Origin of the sequence: Saccharothrix variisporea (assembly GCF_003634995.1) — a bacterium.
GTDB lineage: Bacteria > Actinomycetota > Actinomycetes > Mycobacteriales > Pseudonocardiaceae > Actinosynnema > Actinosynnema variisporeum.
Window position 1 is genome coordinate 7,982,420 of record NZ_RBXR01000001.1, and the last position, 17,661, is coordinate 8,000,080.

Below are 17,661 nucleotides of genomic sequence, written 5' to 3' on the forward strand. Positions count from 1 at the left end.
ACCGGTGTCGGAGCGCAAAACTAACGCTGGTAGATAATTTTCGCCGCAGGTCTTCCGCCCGGCGCGGACCTGCGGCGAGACTGGCCCACGTGCTGCACGGACGCGATCGGCAGCGCGTCGCCGTCGACGCGGTGCTCGACCGTGCCCGCGCCGGCCGGGGCGGCGTGCTGGTGCTGCGCGGCGAGCCCGGGTCGGGCAAGTCGTCACTGCTGGCGTACGCCGCCGACCGGTACTCCGCCGTGCTGTGCGTGGACGACGCGCACCAGCTGGACGTGACCGACCTGGTGGTCCTCGCGCGCGAGGTGGCGGACACGCGGGCGGCGGTGCTCATCGCCACCGAGGGGCCGCCGCACGGGCTGCCGAGCGTGACCCTGGACCCGCTGGACCGCGCCGCGAGCCTGCGCGTGCTGCACGACCGGCGGCCGGGGCTGCCCGCCGAACTGGCCGCGGACCTGGTGGACCTGGCGTGCGGCAACCCGCTGGCGCTGGTCGAACTGGCGGCGGCGCTGACCTCGGCCGAACTGGGCGGCACCGCGCCCGCGCCGACGACCCTGCCCTCGGACAGCTCGCTGCGCACCCGGCTGCGGGCGAGGTTGGACGCGCTGTCGCCGGCGGCCGTGCGGGCGGTCGCGATGGCGGCGGTGGACGACGAGGTGGACGCCGACGCCCTGCTGGCCCTGGGGGTGGACCCGCGCGCGGTCGAGGAGGCGGGCGCCCTGCTGGACCAGCGGCGGCTCATCCGCTCCACGCTGCGCACGGAGCTGTCCCCGACGGCCCGGCACGCGGCTCACGCGGCGTTGGCCGACGTGCTGCCCGCCGGTCCGCGCCGCACCTGGCACCGGGCCGCCGCCACGCCGCCTGCCGCCGACCGCACCCCCGAGGACTTCGCCGAGCAGCTGTTCGAGGCCGCGCAGAAGGCCCGGCTGCGTGGCGACCACGTGTCCGCCGCCCGCGACTACGGCCGCGCCGCCGCCCTCACCGGCGATCCCGGCCTCAAGGCGCACCGGCTGGTGTCCGCCGCCGCCGACCACTGGGCGATGGGCGCGGCACACCGGTCCCGCGCCGTCCTGCGGGTGGCCGAGCGGCTGACCGACGACCCCGACCTGCGCGCCCTCACCGACCTGGTGCGCGGCGGCATCGAGCTGGGTGACGGGCTGCCCGACGTCGCCGCCCGCCGGCTCGTGCGCGCCGCCGAAGGCCTGGTCGGCACCCGGCGCGCGCTCGCCATCGCCGCCCTCGGGTTCGCCGGCGAGGCCGCCAGCATCGCGGGCGACCACCAGCGGCACGCGGCCATCGCCGAGTTCGCCGAGGCCGTCCGCCAGCCCGACGAGCCGCCCGCCACCCGCATCACCCTGGACCACCTGGTCGGCATGTCGGCCACCTTCGCGGGCCGGCACGACAAGGCCCTGCCGCACCTGCGGTCCGTGGTCGAGCTGGCCGACCGGGTGCCGCACCCTCAGACCGGGATCTGGGGCGCCCAAGCCGCCTACGTCCTCGGCGACGCCGCCCGCGCGCACGAACTGGCCACCGGCGCGGTCACCGCCGCCCGCGAGTCCGGGCTCACCGCGCTGGTGTCGTGGGCGCTGGTGTACCGGGCGTTGTCGGCGCTGCTGCTCGACCAGCACGCCGTCGCGCTGTCCGCCGCCACCGAGGGCGCGCACGCCGCCACCGCGCTGGGCCAGCACAACGCGGTGGTGGACCACCTGACGATCCTGGCCCTGCTGGCGGCCTTCCGCGGCGACACCGACACCGCCCTGCACAACATCGACTCCGCCAACGAGCAGATCGTCCGCCGGGGACTGGGCCGCTCCGGCACGTTCGGCGCGTGGGCGTTCGCGTGCGTGGACCTCGTCCTCGACCGCCCGGCCGACGCCCTGGACCGGTTGCGGCTCAAGGCCGCCGGCGTCCACGCGGGCATCCGGGTGATGGCCGCGCCGCAGGTCGTGGAGGCCGCCGTGGGGTGCGGTCAACCGTCCACGGGGGACCGGGCGTTGCAGCGCTTCGAGAAGTGGGCCGGCGCCACCCGGTGCATGGCGCGCATGGCGCTGTCCCACCGCTGCCACGGCCTGCTGACCGAGGGGCCGCAGTCCGACGAGCACTTCCGCGAGGCCATCCGCCTGCACCGGGAGAGCGGCACCGCGATGGAGCTGGCCCGCACCGAACTGCTGTACGGGCACCGCCTGCGCCGCGACCGCAAACCCCGTGCCGCGCGGGAACTCCTGCGCGACGCGGTGAAGATCTTCCAGTCCTACGAGGCCGACCACTGGGCCGACCGGGCGCGTGCCGAGCTGCGCGCCGCCGGCGAGACGACCGCGCCGGTCGGGCAGCCCGCCGACCTCACCCCGCAGCAGGCGCGCATCGCCCGGCTGGTCGCCGAGGGCGCGACCAACCGGGAGATCGCCGCCCGCCTGTTCCTCAGCCACCGCACGGTGGAACACCACCTGCGCAACATGTTCACCCGGCTGGGTGTGCGGTCGCGGGTGGAGCTGACCCGGATGATCGGATAAGGAGGTCGGGTGCGCGCGGAGTACCGGCACTGGCAGCGGATCCCCACGAGGTGGGCCGACAACGACGTGTACGGGCACGTGAACAACGTCGTCCACTACGCGTTCATGGACACCGTGATCAACACGTGGCTGATCGAGAAGGCCGGGCTGGACATCCACCACGGCGCCGCGATCGGCCTGTGCGTGGAGTCCCACTGCAACTACAAGTCCTCGATCTCCTTCCCGGAGGCCGTGGACGCGGGTCTGCGCGTCGGGCACCTGGGCCGCTCCAGCGTGCGCTACGAGGTCGGCTTCTACCCCGAGGACCGCGACGACGTGGTGGCGGAAGGGCATTTCGTGCACGTGTTCGTGGACCGCGGGTCCCGCAAGCCGGTGGAGATCCCCGCGCACCTGCGGACCGCGATGGAAGGGCTGGTGGGCGCGTGAAGTCCCGGGGCGCGGTGCTGACCGAGGTCGGCGGTCCGCTGTCGATCGTGGACTTGGAGCTGGACCCGCCGGGGCCGGGCGAGCTGCTGGTGCGCGTGCGCGCGACCGGGCTGTGCCACTCGGACCTGTCGGTGATCGACGGGTCCCGCATCCGGCCGTTGCCGATGGTGCTGGGCCACGAGGCCGCGGGCGAGGTCGTGGAGACCGGGCCGGGCGCGGAGTTCGCGGCCGGGGACCACGTGGTGCTGTCGTTCGTGCCCGCGTGCGGCGCGTGCCGGCGGTGCGTGTCCGGGCGGCAGGCGCTGTGCGAGCCGGGCGCGGCGGCCAACCGGGAGGGCACGTTGCTCGGCGGCGCACGGCGGTGGCGGCTGCCCGACGGGACCCGGCCCAACCACCACCTGGGCGTGTCCGGGTTCGCCGAGTACACGGTGGTGTCGGAGAAGTCCGCGACCCGCGTGGACCCCGACCTGCCGTTGGACATCGCCGCGTTGTTCGGGTGCGCGGTGCTCACCGGCACGGGTGCGGCGTTCTACAGCGCGCAGGTCGTGCCGGGGGACCGGGTCGCGGTGTTCGGGCTGGGCGGGGTCGGGCTGGCGGCCGTGCTCGGCGCGGTCGCGGCCGGTGCGTCCCAGGTCGTCGCCGTGGACGTGGTGGAGCACAAGCGGACCCTGGCCCGGACGCTGGGCGCGACGCACGACGCGGCGGGCGGGCCGGACGCCGTGACGGCCGTGCGGGACCTGACCGGCGGCGGCGCGGACAAGGTCATCGACACCACCGGCGTGGCGGCGGTGCTCGAGCAGGCGTACCTGGCCACGGCGGCGGGCGGGACCACGGTGACGGTCGGGCTGCCGCACCCGGACCGGACCGTGACGCTGCCCGCGCTGAGCCTGGTCGCCGAGGAGCGGACCTTGAAGGGCAGTTACCTGGGTTCGTGCGTGCCGCGCCGGGACGTGCCGCGGTTCGTCGACCTGTACCGGGCGGGGAAGCTGCCCGTCGACGGCCTGCTGTCCGGGCGGCTCGCACTGGACGAGGTCAACGCCGGCTTCACCCGTTTGGCGGCAGGGGAAGCCGTCCGGCAGGTCGTCGTCCTGTGATCACCACTGCGGTTAAGGTTGCCCGGATCGGGTGATCCAGCAGGCAGGGGAGTGGTCGGCGGTGCGCAGGCGGTCGATGCTCGCGGGTGTGGTTTCGACGGTGGGCGGCATGGCCGTGGCGGGCGCGGGGTCGGCTTCGGCCGCACCGCGCGGGTTGGGCGACTACAAGCTGGTGAACCTGTCGCACGTCAACGATCCCGCGCGGACGAACGTGTACCCGGGTGACCCCGAGTTCACCCTGACGACGATCACGACCGTGCCGCAGGACGGCTTCTACCTCCAGTACGCGCAGCAGGGCGAGCACACCGGCACGCACTGGGGCGCGCCCGCGCACTTCAACGCCGACCAGCCCTACGCCGACGAACTCGACGCCGAGGACCTGTTCCTGCCCGCCGTGAAGGTGGACGTGCGGGAGCAGGCCCGGCGCGACGCCGACTACGAGGTGACCGTCGAGGACCTCCAGCGGTGGGAGAAGCAGCACGGCCGCATCCCGCGCGAGGCGGCGGTGGTCCTGTGGACGGGCTGGGAGGACCGCTGGGGCACGCCCGCGTTCTTCAACTACGACTCGTCCGGGCAGATGCACCAGCCCGGCTTCTCGCTGGCCGCCGTGCAGTGGCTGGTGGACACCGGGCGGTTGGGGCGGCGCGGCGCGCTGGGCACGGACACGTTCAGCCCGGAGCCGGCGACCGACACGACGTACGCGGTGTCCAAGCTGCTGTACCGGGAGCACCGGATCAGCCTGGAGGTGCTGGCGAACCTGGCGAAGCTGCCCGAGACGGGGGCGCACGTGCTGGTCGGCGGGACGATCAACCGGCGCGGGTCGGGGTCGCCGGCGAGCATCTACGCGTTCGTGCCCAAGCGGTGAGGGCGCTCGCGGCGGTCCTGCTGCTCCTGCTGACCGGGTGCACCCCGTCGCTGGTCGGGCTGACCCCGACGCCGCCGGCCCCTCCGCCCGGGGCGGTGCTGCACTTCCGGCCCGTGTTGGCGGTGTCCACCTCCACCACGCCGACGTCGATCACGGGCATACCGCGCAAGGCCGAGCCGGACACGGCGGCGGTGGCCGAGGCGCGTCGGGTGCGGCAGGACCCGGGGTTGACCGGTGAGACGGTGCCGTCGTTCTCGTGTCCCGCCGAGGATCCGTTGGCCGGGCGCGATGATCCGGCGTTGCCGCTGGTGACGTGCGGGCGGGACGGCTCGGTGTACGTGCTGGGGCCGGCCGAGTTGGACCGGTCGCACGTGGAGGACGCCGAGGCTCGCGGGGAGGTGGTCGAAGTCAGGTTCACCGTTCCGGGTGGGGTGCGGTGGGCGGACTTCACCGGGCGGAACGTGGGTCGCCGGGTTGCCGTCGTGGTGAACACGCTGGTGGTGTCCGCGCCGACGGTCCAGGAGGCGATCACCGGGGGCAGTGCGCAGATCTCCGGGCCGTTCACCGAGGCCGAGGCGGAAGAGTTGGCGGGCCGCGTCACGGGTGGATGACCAGGCCCCGGCCGCCGTCGCGCTTGGCTTCGTACATGGCCTTGTCGGCGCGTTTGAGCACGGACTGGGCGGTCTCCTCGGGGTCGGGGTTCGCGCAGATCACCACGCCCACGCTGGCGCTGATCTCCTCGCCGACCGCGTCGAGGATGCGGAAGGCGACCTTCTCCGGCTCCTCCACCCCGGTCACCAGGACGCCGAACTCGTCACCGCCCAGCCGGGCCACGACGTCGGTGTCCCGCACGCACTGCCGCAGCTTCTGCGCCACCCGTTCCAGGACGGCGTCGCCGTGGGCGTGCCCGGAGACGTCGTTGACGGCCTTGAAGTCGTCCAGGTCCACGAACAACAGTCCGAACGGGACACCCTCGTGGTGCGCGGCCATCGCCTCGTCCAGCCGGCGCTCGAACAGCGCCCGGTTGGCCAGGCCGGTCAGGGCGTCGTGGTGGGCCTCGTGCGCCAAGTCCCGTTCGGACTCCCGCAGCATCGCGGCCAGCCGCGTGTTCTCCACGATGGTCGTCAGCTGGCGCAGCATGACGGCGACGAACACGGTGAAACCGCACCCGATCTCCACCGCGTCGGCCGGGGCCAGGTCGCCGATCACGGTGCGGCGCAGCACGATCGCGCTGCACACGAGAAGCGGCAGGTACGGCATCAGCAGGTACGCCCACTGCCAGAAGCGCGCGATGTGCTGGGGCGCGGCGTGCGGCATCGGCGGGACCAGCGCGGCCAGCGCGATCAGGGCGGGGCCGACGACGAACCCCGCGTTGGCCAGCGGCGGCACCTCCGGCGCCTGGACGCTGACCAGGTAGGCGAACGCGGCGTCCGACGCGGCCAGCCCGACCAGGCCCAGGCCCAGCAGGTGCAGTTGCGGCTTGAGCACGACCTTCCGGTCCGCCGCCAGCACCACCACGATCACCAGCAGCACCAGGTCGGTCAGCGGGTAGGCGATGGCGACCAGGAACGCGGGCGTGCTCGGGTTGCCCGCGTCCACCAGGCCGCCCAGGGAGGTCGTCCAGGTCAGGGCGAACAGCGAGCCGACCACGATCACGCCGTCCAGCAGCAGGACCAGGCGGGCGTAGCGGGACCGGTGGTCCAGCAGGGCGTCCGGGGTGCCGGAGCGGCGGTGGCTGCCGATGACCAGCAGCGCGGCGAACGCGAACGGCACGATGCTGAGGTAGCCGGCGTCGGCGGGGGAAGGTGAGGGGACCGCGCGTTCTTCGACGAGCTGGTACCAGGTCCACAGCGACTGGCCGATCGACCAGCCGAACATGCCCAGGCCCATCAGGACCCGCCACACCCGGTCCGGGCCGGAGGTCCGCGTGGCCGACCACCAGCAGGTTCCGGTCGCGAACAGGCCGGTGGCGAGCTGGGCGAGGTCGTCGAGGGCGACGGCGGCGTCACCGGTGACCACGTCGGCGCTGGCGGCCAGCGACGCGGCGGCGGCCGTGGCGAGCACCAACGCCGCCGTGATGCCGAACCGCCGTGTCCCGATCACCGGGTAAGTGTGCCGCATTCGCGTTCCACGGACGGGTGAGCCCTGCGAGGATGCGCGGGTGGCAGAGCAGCACGCGCGGGTGGCAGCGCAGGACGTGCGAACGGCGGCGCAGGACGTGCCCGCCGCGGAAGAAGTGGTGACGGAGCTGGACTACGAGCGGTTCGCGCGGCACCACATCGCCGGGATCGGCGGCGACGCGGACGCCTTCGGGGTCTCGTACAACGTGCTCCACCTGGCCTACAAGCTGATCACCGACTACGAGGCCCTGGTCCACCGGGAGCAGGGGTGGACCATGCCGGGCTTCCGGCTGATGTTCAAGCTGTGGATCCTCGGCCCGACCCAGCCGGCGCGGTTGGCGGACCTGTCGGGCACGACGCGGTCGGCCATGTCGAACCTGATCAACACGCTGGAGAAGGCGGGGTTGGTCGAGCGGTCGCGGGACGGGCAGGACCGGCGGGTCGTGTTCGTGGCGTTGACGGAGGAGGGGCGGCGGGCGGTGTCGACCGTGTTCCCGACGCAGAACGCCCGCGAAGCGCGGTGGTTCGAGGTGCTGGACGCGGGGGAGAAGGCGCAGCTGGTGGAGTTGCTCCGCCGCGTGGTCGCCGCCGGCCCGGCCTGACCCCGGTCCCCGCCCCGACCCGCACTGCCCGACCCGCACTCACGGTGTGCCGCCGTGTCAGGGGCGTCACACGAGTGGCCCATTGTGGGGAGCGGTACCGGTCGCGGATGCTGCGTCCGCACAAATCGGGGTTCGTACCTCACGGGGGGTTCACATGTCCGGTGCCGGGTCTTCGCGCGCCCAAAATCCGCTCAGACGGGTGGTGGCCGTTGCCACCGCGTTCGTCCTCGCCGCTGCCACGGTGACCGCGGTCGGTGCGTCGGCCACCGCTCAGCCCAAGCCGCAACAGCAACAACAGCAAGTCCCACCGGTGCGCAACGAGGCGCCGGACATCCCCTCCGCGCGGGCCACCGCCGCGCTGCACAAGATCCGGGTCGAAGCGCTCAGCGAGCGGACCGAGAACACCGCCACCTTCGTCAACGCGGACGGCAAGCTCACCACCGAGATCCACGCCGGTCCGGTCCGCGTCAAGCGCGGGGACGCGTGGGTGCCGGTCGACCTGACCCTCGAGAAGCGCCCGGACGGCACCATCGCCCCCAAGGCGCACCCCCGTGACCTGGTGATCGCCGCCCCGGGTGGCAAAGCCGACGACGTCCGGGACCTCGCTGCCGTGAAGCACGGTGACGCCGAAGTCGCCCTCCAGTGGCGTGGGGCGCTGCCGAACCCCAAGCTCGAGGGTCGCAAGGCCACCTTCCCGGATGTCCGGCCCGGCGCGGACCTCGTGGTGGAAGCGACCCGGACCGGGTTCGAGCAGTTCCTGGTGCTGAAGGAGCGTCCCAAGGGGCCGGTGACGTTGTCGCTTCCCCTGCGGACCAAGGGCGCTACCCCGCAGCGCAAGGACGACGGCAACACCGACCTGGTGAACGCGGCCGGGACCGTGATCGGGTCCGTGCCCAAGCCGGAGATGTGGGACGCCCGCCGGGACGAGAAGGCGGGGCAGCCGCTCAAGCGGGTCGCCGTGGGCATGGAGATCGCCCCTGGCCAGGCCCGTGCCGCCGGGCAGGCCGTCACCGAGCTGAACCTCACCGCCGACGAGAACTTCCTGCACGCGAAGGACACCCAGTACCCCGTGGTCGTGGACCCGGCGGTGACGGTCGGTCCCGTGTACGACAAGTACGTCCAGACCGGCACCAGCCGGGACACCGGCGGTGACACCGACCTGCGGTTGGGCACCTTCGACGGCGGCGCGACGGTCGCGCGCAGCTACTTCAACTTCGACCTCTCGCAGTTCAAGGGCCGCCGCATCCACAGCGCCCGGCTCAACCTCTACGAGTGGCACGCCTGGTCGTGCCAGGCCCGCGACTGGGAGATCTGGGACACCGGCCTGGTCGGCTGGAACACCAACTGGGGCGCGCAACCCCCGTGGTACACCCGCTGGTCCACCACCAGCGAGACCAAGGGCTACTCGTCGTCCTGCAACGACGGCTGGGTCAGCGGCGACATCCGCGGGCTGGTGCAGCTGGCCGCCGACAACGGCGCGGGCACGGTCGGCGTGATGGCCAAGGCCGCCAACGAGAGCGACAACTACGGCTGGAAGAAGTTCGACTCCGCCGAGGCGGGCGGCGTGCCGCACCTGTCGGTGGACTACAACTCGCGGCCCGACCCGGCGACCTCGCTGGACGTGTCCGACCGGGGTGACTCGGGCGGCCAGACCTTCACCCGGACGACCACGCCGACGCTGTCGTTCCGGCCCAGCGACCCCGACGGCGGCACGGTCACGGCCGTGTTCTACGTCTACGACGGCGACACGCTGGTCACCGACTACTGGGTGTGGGGCGTCCCGTCCGGCAGCATCGCCACCTGGAAGGTCCCGGACGGGCTGCTGCAACCCGGCAAGACCTACCGCTTCCGCGCCACCTCGTTCGACTCGCACGACTGGGCCGGTGACGGGTTCGTCTCGATCCGGCCGGTGCACTCGGGCAAGGCCGTGGACATCACCGGGTGCTCGACGGCGTCGGGCGCGTTCGCGCAGCAGTGGGACTACCACGGCGGCGGCTGCCAGCGGTACGCGCTGGTCGGCACCGGTGACGGCTACTACATGCTCCGGGCGCGACACTCCGACCAGGTGCTGGACGTCACCGGGTGCGGCACGGCGGACGGCACGCGGGTCATCCAGTGGCCGGGCAACGGCAACGACTGCCAGAAGTGGCGGCTGGACCGGGTGGGCAACGGCGAGTACACGCTGGTGGCCAAGCACTCCGGCAAGGTCATGGACATCGAGAGCAACCAGGTCGCCAACGGCCAGAAGGTCTGGACCTGGACCTCGAACGGCTGCGGCTGCCAGAAGTTCCGCATGGACCCCGCGCCCGACCCGGGCGTGAACCTCCAGTGGCTCCAGTTCACCGTGGACACGGTGGACCCGGGCGCGCCGTTCGTGTCCTCGACCGACTACCCGAACGACAACGCGTGGCACAAGGGCGCGAACCAGGCGGGCACGTTCACCTTCACCCCGCCCGCGGGCACCGCCGACGTGCACTCCTACCTGTGGGCGCTGGACGCCGTGCCGACCACCGAGGTCGCCGCTGGCGCGGACGGCAAGGCGAGTCCGTCGATCACGCCCACCACGGACGGTCAGCACACGCTCAACGTGCGCACCAAGGACCGTTCCGGCCGGTTGTCCCGGCATCACCTCCTACACCTTCCACGTCGGCCGCGCGGGGCTGCTGCGCCCGGCCGAGGGCGCCCGGATCGCCCGCAGGCTCCAGCTCCAGGTCGTCGGCGAACCGGTGTTCACGCACGTCAAGTTCGCGTGGCGGCGGGGTCCGGGCGCGGCGGTCGAGGCCGACGTGCCGCCGGCGCACCTGACCAAGGCGGACGGGTCGGCGCTGGGCACCGGGTTCGTGCCGCTGTCCTCGCTGGGCGAGTTCGCGGTGTGGCACGCGGTCGACACGCTCGGCGAGGCGGCCGGCGTCGTGCAGGTCAAGGCGGTCCTCGCGACCGACGCGGCGGGCACCGGCGCCTACTCGACGGCCTGGCGCACCGCGGTGGTGGACCCGAGCGCGGACAACGCGGCGAGCACGACCGTCGGGCCCGGCTCGGTGAACCTGCTGACCGGCGACTACTCGGTCGGCTCGACCGACGTCGAGGAGTTCGGCCTGTCCGTCTCGCGCACGTCCTCCTCGCGCGACCCGCGGCACGGTTTCCAATTGCAGCGCCAGCGGTTGACCACCAACCAGCAGAAGATCTCCACCGACACCTCGGGTTTCAAGCTCTACACGACCAGCGTGGCCCGCAACACCGAGCGCGGGCACGACAGCAGCGACTCGCTGGAGCTGACCCCGGTCGCCGCGCAGGGCTGGAACCCCGACGACACGATGGCGTCGATCGAGGACGACCTCGGCGCGTTGCGGCTGGGCATGAAGGCCGGCCGCACCTACCGGGTCACCGGCTGGATCTACGTGCCCGCCGCGACCGGCCTGAACGCCACGCACCACCGCGCGCTGCGGATCGTGGCGTTCACCAAGACCCCGGCGGGCTACCAGGAGTTCCACAGCAACATCGCGAACGCCACCGACGCGTGGCAGCAGCTCACGCTGGACTTCACCGTCCCCGCCGACGCCACCGAGGCGTTCGTCCGGCTGTACAACGGCTTCACCGCCGGCAGCGGCAAGAAGGTGTACTACGACGACCTGTCGCTGCGGGAGATCACCGCGCCGTTCGGCCCGCAGTGGGAGACCGGCGCGGAGGTCGACGCGGCCCAGATCGACTACACCCGGCTGACGTTCCCGCACGAGGACACCGTCCAGGTCGAGCAGTCCGACGGCTCCTCGATCTGGTTCACCCGCACCCCGGACGGCCGCTTCTGGCCCGAGCCGGGCGCGGAGGACCTGACGCTGGTCAAGGAAGGCGAGCTGTACCGGCTGTCCGAACTGGACGGCACGGTGACGACGTTCGCCAAGCCCGCGGGCACCGACCGGTACGTCGTGGAGACCGCCACCCCGCCGGCGCAGGCCAACACCACCCGCTACACCTACGACAACGTCGACGACCAGCTGCGCATCAAGCGGGTCATCGCGCCGCAGGAGCCGGGCATCGGCGACTGCACCGCCGCGACACCAGCCCGCGGCTGTGAGGCGCTGGAGTACGACTACGCCACCGCCACGACCGCCACCGCCACCGCGTTCGGCGACGTCACCGGCCGGATCCGCGCGATCGCGGCGTGGACCACTGACCCGGCGACCGGTGCGGTGTCCAAGGTGGACGTGGCCCGGTACGCCTACGACGACCAGGGCCGCCTGCGGGAGGTGTGGGACCCGCGCCTGGCGCAACCGTTGAAGACCTCCTACACCTACGACACCGCGGGTCACGTCACGGAGATCGGCCAGCCGGGCGACCTGCCGTGGAAGTTCACCTTCGGCACGGCCGGCACGGGTGACCCCAACACCGGCCGCCTGCTGAAGGTCCGCCGGGACGCCCTGCGTCCGGGCACCAAGGACCAGGTCGACGGCGAGATCGCCACCAGCGTCGTCTACGGCGTGCCGCTGACCCGCGGCGCGGGCGGCCCGTACGACCTGGACGGCCCGTCGATCGCCGCGTGGGCGCAGGCCGACGCCCCGACCGACGCCGTGGCCCTGTTCGGTCCCGAGGACTCCCCGTCGGTCGCCGCGGCGACCTCGTCGAGCCCCGGCCCCGACGGCTACCGCGCCGCGACGGTGCACTACCTCAACGCCTCGGGCAAGGAGGTCAACACCGCCACCCCGGGCGGGCACGTGGACACCCACGAGTACGACCGCTTCGGCAACGTCGTGCGCACCCTGGAGTCGTCCAACCGGGCCCTGGCCCTGGGCCAGTACCCGGACGCCGCCACCCACCTGTCCGCGCTCGGCCTGGCGCAGTACGACAGCAAGACCCGAGCGACCTGGCTGGACACGCGGTCGACCTACAGCCCGGACGGCCTGGACCTGGTCGAGGCGCTCGGCCCGTTGCACCGGATCGCGCTGGCCGCCGACCCCACGACCCTGGTCAACGCGCGGGCGATCACCCGCACGACCTACGACGAGGGCAAGCCGGACGGGGTGGCCTACCACCTGCCCACGACCGAACGCGTCGGCGCGCAGGTCGTCGGCATGACCGGTGATCAGGACGTGCGGGTCACCAAGCACGAGTACGGGTCGGTGTACGGCGGGGTGTCGGGGTGGGTGCTGCGCAAGCCCACCAAGGTGATCACGGCCGCCGAGTCCGCGCAGCCGTTGGAGGCCGCGACCAAGTACGACGACCAAGGTCGGGCGCGGGAGTCGCGCAAGATCGACTCCAACGGCTCCGACGCGGGCACCACCCGATCGGTGTTCTACACCGCCGGCGCGAACCCCGACGACGCGGCGTGCGGCAACCGTCCCGAGTGGGCGGGGCAGGCGTGCGTGGTGCGGGCGGTCGGGGCGATCACCGGACACGACCCTGCCCGGATGGTCGGTGAGGTGCCGGTCAAGCGGGTCGAGTCCTACACCCGGTTCGGTGAGCCGGACCGGATCAGCGAGACCGTCGCGGGCAAGACCCGTACCACGGTCAACACCTACGACGGGGCGGACCGGCTGGTCGGCACGGTGATCACCGGTGACCTGGGCGAGGCGGTGCAGCAGGTCGGCACCGACTACGACCCGGTCTCGGGTGACGCGCTGACCACGAAGTTCGCGGACGGCACCAAGGTGTCCCGGGAGTTCGACCGGTTGGGTCGGTTGGTGCGTTACACCGACGCGGACGGGGCGTGGACGGCCACGGAGTTCGACCGGTTCGGCAAACCCGCGAAGATCACGGACTCGATCGGCACCAGTCAGACGTTCACCTACGACCGTGTCGCCGAGCCGCGTGGCCTGGTCACGTCGGTGACCGACAGCGTCGGCGGCGCGATCGGCACCCGGTACGGCCCGGACGGGCAGATCGTCGGCCTGGACCTGCCCGGCGGCGTGGTGATGGAGCAGCAGCTCGACCCGGCCGGCGTGCCGGTGTCGCGCACGTACCGCAAGGACGGCACGGTCGTGGCGGCCAGCTCGATCGTGGAGAACACCCAGGGCCAGTGGCTGCGGCACACCGGTCCCGGGTCGGACAAGCGGTACAGCTACGACACCCTGGGCCGGTTGACCAAGGTCGAGGACGTCTCGGCGGCGACCGGCCTGTGCACGGTGCGCACGTACACGTTCGACCGGCGCACCAACCGCACCGGCAAGTCCACCCGGTCCGGGTCCACCGGCGGGGTGTGCCCGGGTGACTCCGAACCGGCGCAATCCCAGTCGCACACCTACGACTCGGCCGACCGGTTGACCGACCCGGGCTGGGTGTACGACGCCTTCGGCCGCATTACCGCCACCCCGGACGGGGTGCAGAACAGCTTCTACGTCAACGACCTCGTCCGGTCCCAGCAGACCGCCGACAAGCGGATGACGTGGACGCTGGACCCGGCCCTGCGGCAGCGGGCGTTCACCGCGGAGAAGCTGGTCAACGGCACGTGGGCCAACGCGGTCACCAAGGTCAACCACTACGCCGACGACTCCGACGAGCCGCGCTGGATCGCCGAGGACGTCACCCAGAACACCAACCTCACCCGCAACATCTCCAGCCCCGAAGGCGACCTGGTCTTCACCACCGGCCTCACCGGTGACGTCACCCTCCAATTGACCAACCTGCACGGCGACGTCATGGCCACCGTCCCGGTGGTCTCCGGCCAGCTCGGCGCGGTCACGGTGCTCGACGCCGACGAGTACGGCGTGCCCTCGGCCGACACCCCGGCCGCCGCGACCGCCCGCTACGGCTGGCTGGGCGGCAAGCAGCGCTCCACCGAGGCGCTGGGTGGCGTGGTGCTGATGGGCGTGCGGCTCTACCACCCGGGCACCGGCCGGTTCTGGCAACCCGACCCGGAGGACGGCGGCAACGCCACCCCCTACGAGTACTGCGCGGCCGACCCGGTCAACTGCACCGACCTCGACGGCCGGTGGGGCTGGCTGAAGAAGATCGCCAACGTGGTGGCCAAGGTCGCCGAGGTGGTCTCCTACATCCCCGGCCCGATCGGTGCGGTCGCGGGCGCGGTGTCCGCCGTCGCCTACGCCGCCACCGGCAACTACGCCAAGGCCGCCGAGATGGCCGTCACCGCGGCGGCCAACCTGGTCGGGGCGGGCGCGGCGGTCAAGGCGGGGGTGGCGGCGGTCAAGGCCGCGGCCAGGACCGTGCCGAAGGCGGCCTCGCGGGCGGTCAAGGCGGTCCGGTCCGCCGCCTCGCGCGGCCGGGGCGGGTGCAACTCGTTCACGCCCGACACGCCCGTGCTGATGGCCGACGGCACCACCAGGCTCATCGGCGACATCGCCGCCGGCGACCTCGTGCTCGCGGTCGACCCGACCACGGGCGTGACCTCCGCGCAGCCGGTGCTGGAGCTGATCGTCGGGCACGGCGGCAAGCACCTGGTCGACATCGACCTGGACCCGGTCTCGCCGGACGTGCTCACGGCGACCGCCGAGCACCCGTTCTGGGTGGCCGGCCGGGGGTGGGTCGAGGCGAAGGACGTCCGCGTCGGCGACCTGGTGCGCGGGGCGGACGGCGCCGTGCTGCCGGTCGCGGCGGTCGCCGACCGCGGTCGGCGGGCGGACACGCTCGTCTACAACCTGAGCGTCGCGAACGTCCACACGTTCCAGGTCGTCCTCGACGGCTTCGACCTGACCGTCCACAACTCGAGCGTGGTGTGCCCGGTGGGCAGCGGCCGGTCGGGCAAGTGGGTGCAGGCCAAGGCCCTCGCCAACGACCCGAAGGTCGCCAAGCACCTGCGCGGCTTCATCAAGAACCAGGTGCGCCAGGGCAGGCAGAAGCTGCCCCCGGGCTACCAGTTGGCGCACTACCGCACGCACGAGGCCGCAAGGGGGTGCAGCTACCGCTGCAGCCACCTGAACACCCGTGAGCTGCACAGGTTGCAGCACAAGCACGACAAGTACGGGCGCAAGTTGCGGGGCAAGGCGAAGCTGGCCAGGTAGGGGTTCCCGATCGGGTGGTGCCGGCGCGGTCCGGCCCACCCGATCGCCTAACCTGGACCGGACGTGCCGGCGAGAGGACCGACAGTGGTGAGCTTCCCGTCATTGGACGAGGACGACGTGGTGGCCGCGGCGGCCCGGGGCGGTGCCCTCCGGCTGAAGTACTTCCTGGAGTCCGTCGTCGCGTCCGGGGCGTTGTGCATGTGGGGCGACGACGAGGGCATGTCGCTCATGGAGGACGGCGACGGCGACGTCGTGGTCCCGGTGTGGTCGCACCCGGCCTTCGCCGAGCGGGAGATGCGGTCCTCGGCCGAGCCCGGGGAAGGGGTGATCCCGTTGGAGCTGGGCCGGTTCCTCGACGTGACGCTGCCCTCGATCCAGGAGCAGGGGCTGGGACTGGCGGTGTTCCCGGTGGACGACCGCATCGCGGCGACCCTGACCCCGGCCCAGTTCCGCTCGAAGATCGCCGCCGCGTCCCCTCCGCCGGGCGGCGACGGGTGATGGACGCCCGAGCGAGGAAGGCGGCGAAAGCGGCCTACCGCCAACGCCGCCGCGAGGAAGACTGGCAGGCGTTGGGCCTGACCCCTGATCAACTGGCGGATCTGAAGCAGTTCCTGGAGGACCACGGCGTCGACGAGTGCTCCGACGCGTTCGACCTGACCCGTGCGTGGGCCGCCGACGCGGGGCTCGACTGGGGCGATGTGGAACGCGGTCTGCGCTCACAAGCGGCGTTCTGCGACTGCGAAGTCCTGACGGTGGACCCCGACACGTCGAACTGAGGTGCCGACGTTGAAGAAGGCGGACGTCGACGCCGTGCTCCGGGAATTCGAGGACGTTTTCCGAGAGCACGGTTTCTCCGGCAGCAAGGGCGATTACCGGCTGCCCGGCGGCATCCGCCTCAAGGTGCGGCTCGACCGCCACGGGTGGGACCCCGACCTCGGTTGGGGTCTCCTCTTCACCGCCGAGGACACCGCGGCGGCGGATTCCCTCGGGAACGTCCCGGTGGAATCCCGACTCCAGGTCACGCCGGCCACGCTCGACAAGGTGCTCGACAAGAAGGCGCTCGGCGCGCTGTACGCGGACAACCCGCGCGTGCGCAGCCGGCTCAGGAGCGGGTGGTTCGCGTTCGAGCACGTCGACCGGCTGCGCGCGGTGCTGCGAGTGGTCCTCGGGCCGGCGCTGCTCCACGTCCGGGCGTGGGCGGAATCGATCCGATCGGCGACCTGACGGTGTCGCGCGAACTGGGGTACGTTCCGCCGGCGGTCCGAAACGTTGTCCGGACGGGGTCTACGCGGTCTCGGCGAGTTCTCGCCATTGCTGCCAGGTGGCGAGCCGCTGCTGGTAGACCTTCTCGGCGATCGGGTACGGGTAGCTGCCGAGGAACAACCGCAGTGGTGGTTCCGGCAGGTCGACCAGTTTGAGCAGGACGTCCGCGGTGACCGACGGGTCGCGTGGTGCGCGGGCGGCGGCGCTGGACCGGCGGGCCTGACGGATGGGCTCGTAGGCCGGGATCGGGGTGGTGTGCGCCGCCGAGGCCCCCGACCAGTCGGTGCCGTAGGGGCCCGGCTCCACGATCGTCACCTTGACACCGAGTGGGCCGACTTCCTGGGCCAGTGCCTCGCTCATCCCTTCGAGGGCCCACTTGGAGGCGTTGTAGAGGCCGAGTGTGGGGAAGGCGGCGATGCCGCCGATGCTGGAGATCTGGACGAGGTGCCCGCTGCCCTGCCGGCGCAGGATCGGCAGGGCGGCTTGCGTCACCCACAGCGGGCCGAACAGGTTGGTCTCGATCTGGGCCCTGGCCTGGTGTTCGGTCGTCTCCTCGATCATGCCGAACAGGCCGTAGCCGGCGTTGTTGACGACGACGTCCAAGCCGTCGAAGGCTTTCACGGCGTGGTCGACCGCGGTGAAGACCTGGGCGCGATCGGTCACGTCGAGTGCGATCGGCAGGAGGCGGTCGCCGTAGGTCTCGGCCAGGTCGTCGAGCGCCTCGACCCGGCGGGCCGTCGCGGCGACCCGATCACCGCGCTCCAGTGCCGCAGTCGCCCACGTGCGTCCGAAGCCCCGGGACGTCCCGGTGATGAACCATGTCTTCATGGCCTCG

The 17,661-nt window shown here is 72.4% G+C and carries 14 protein-coding genes and 2 pseudogenes; 12 read left to right on the top strand and 4 right to left on the bottom strand.

The genetic code is table 11. The annotated features are described in order from the left end of the window. Positions 1-89: 89 nt before the first annotated feature. From DFJ66_RS36575 to DFJ66_RS36595, 5 genes are read left to right on the top strand one after another with little or no spacing between them, the layout of a single operon-like run. Entirely contained in the window at positions 90-2,507 is a 2,418-nt protein-coding gene (locus tag DFJ66_RS36575) for a helix-turn-helix transcriptional regulator (RefSeq protein WP_121228313.1), read from the top strand. 9 nt (positions 2,508-2,516) lie between these two features. Next, positions 2,517-2,933: an acyl-CoA thioesterase gene (locus tag DFJ66_RS36580; protein ID WP_121228315.1), complete on the top strand. Its 417-nt coding sequence runs from the start codon at positions 2,517-2,519 to the stop codon at positions 2,931-2,933. Beyond that, positions 2,930-4,027 (top strand): zinc-binding dehydrogenase, encoded by a 1,098-nt coding sequence (locus DFJ66_RS36585; protein ID WP_121228317.1) that lies wholly within the window; start codon positions 2,930-2,932, stop codon positions 4,025-4,027. The genes DFJ66_RS36580 and DFJ66_RS36585 overlap by 4 nt, the downstream gene beginning before the upstream one ends. 31 nt (positions 4,028-4,058) lie before the next feature. After that, on the top strand, positions 4,059-4,892 hold the full coding sequence (locus DFJ66_RS36590; protein ID WP_246030053.1) for a cyclase family protein: 834 nt from the start codon (positions 4,059-4,061) through the stop codon (positions 4,890-4,892). After that, on the top strand, positions 4,889-5,503 hold the full coding sequence (locus tag DFJ66_RS36595) for a SecDF P1 head subdomain-containing protein (RefSeq protein ID WP_121228319.1): 615 nt from the start codon (positions 4,889-4,891) through the stop codon (positions 5,501-5,503). The genes DFJ66_RS36590 and DFJ66_RS36595 overlap by 4 nt, the downstream gene beginning before the upstream one ends. Here the strand turns inward: DFJ66_RS36595 and DFJ66_RS36600 are convergent. Further along, complete coding sequence (locus tag DFJ66_RS36600) at positions 5,490-6,995, bottom strand: GGDEF domain-containing protein (protein WP_246030054.1); 1,506 nt, start codon at positions 6,993-6,995, stop codon at positions 5,490-5,492. The genes DFJ66_RS36595 and DFJ66_RS36600 overlap by 14 nt on opposite strands. A gap of 58 nt (positions 6,996-7,053) precedes the next feature. Here DFJ66_RS36600 and DFJ66_RS36605 point away from each other — a divergent pair, with 58 nt between their 5' ends. Next, on the top strand, positions 7,054-7,614 hold the full coding sequence (locus DFJ66_RS36605) for a MarR family winged helix-turn-helix transcriptional regulator (protein WP_246030055.1): 561 nt from the start codon (positions 7,054-7,056) through the stop codon (positions 7,612-7,614). Positions 7,615-7,753: 139 nt separating this feature from the next. Here DFJ66_RS36605 and DFJ66_RS44650 read toward each other — a convergent pair whose 3' ends face one another. Continuing rightward, positions 7,754-8,893, bottom strand: a complete 1,140-nt coding sequence (locus DFJ66_RS44650; RefSeq protein WP_246030056.1) for a hypothetical protein — start codon at positions 8,891-8,893, stop codon at positions 7,754-7,756. On the opposite strand from DFJ66_RS44650, the pseudogene DFJ66_RS45510 reads away from it, so the two are divergent. Continuing rightward, positions 8,780-9,136: pseudogene (locus DFJ66_RS45510) on the top strand (DNRLRE domain-containing protein); the annotation flags it as partial. The gene DFJ66_RS44650 and the pseudogene DFJ66_RS45510 sit on opposite strands and share 114 nt — an antisense overlap. 62 nt (positions 9,137-9,198) lie before the next feature. Here the strand turns inward: DFJ66_RS45510 and DFJ66_RS45190 are convergent. Beyond that, positions 9,199-9,333 (bottom strand): hypothetical protein, encoded by a 135-nt coding sequence (locus tag DFJ66_RS45190; protein WP_281276669.1) that lies wholly within the window; start codon positions 9,331-9,333, stop codon positions 9,199-9,201. A 208-nt stretch (positions 9,334-9,541) separates the two neighbouring features. Between DFJ66_RS45190 and DFJ66_RS45515 the strand changes: the two are divergent. The 5 genes and pseudogenes from DFJ66_RS45515 to DFJ66_RS36635 all read left to right on the top strand — a co-directional run. Next, positions 9,542-9,880, top strand: a pseudogene (locus DFJ66_RS45515) (RICIN domain-containing protein); the annotation flags it as partial. A 460-nt stretch (positions 9,881-10,340) separates the two neighbouring features. After that, entirely contained in the window at positions 10,341-15,563 is a 5,223-nt protein-coding gene (locus tag DFJ66_RS44660; protein ID WP_121228325.1) for a polymorphic toxin-type HINT domain-containing protein, read from the top strand. A gap of 87 nt (positions 15,564-15,650) precedes the next feature. After that, a complete protein-coding gene (locus DFJ66_RS36625) occupies positions 15,651-16,061 on the top strand; it encodes a DUF2750 domain-containing protein (protein WP_147459450.1) in 411 nt (136 codons plus the stop codon). Beyond that, entirely contained in the window at positions 16,061-16,339 is a 279-nt protein-coding gene (locus DFJ66_RS36630; RefSeq protein ID WP_121228329.1) for a DUF2695 domain-containing protein, read from the top strand. The genes DFJ66_RS36625 and DFJ66_RS36630 overlap by 1 nt, the downstream gene beginning before the upstream one ends. A 10-nt stretch (positions 16,340-16,349) precedes the next feature. Then, entirely contained in the window at positions 16,350-16,787 is a 438-nt protein-coding gene (locus tag DFJ66_RS36635; protein ID WP_147459451.1) for a hypothetical protein, read from the top strand. A gap of 60 nt (positions 16,788-16,847) precedes the next feature. Here the strand turns inward: DFJ66_RS36635 and DFJ66_RS36640 are convergent, their stop codons facing one another. Next, positions 16,848-17,654, bottom strand: coding sequence for an SDR family oxidoreductase (locus tag DFJ66_RS36640; protein WP_121228332.1), 807 nt, complete (start codon positions 17,652-17,654; stop codon positions 16,848-16,850). Positions 17,655-17,661 lie beyond the last annotated feature (7 nt).

Bases quoted from the DNA above. Each gene is read 5' to 3' on its own strand.
- DFJ66_RS36630 (WP_121228329.1), top strand. From the start codon at position 16,061: ATGGACGCCCGAGCGAGGAAGGCGGCGAAAGCGGCCTACCGCCAACGC.
- DFJ66_RS36640 (WP_121228332.1), bottom strand. From the start codon at position 17,654: ATGAAGACATGGTTCATCACCGGGACGTCCCGGGGCTTCGGACGCACG.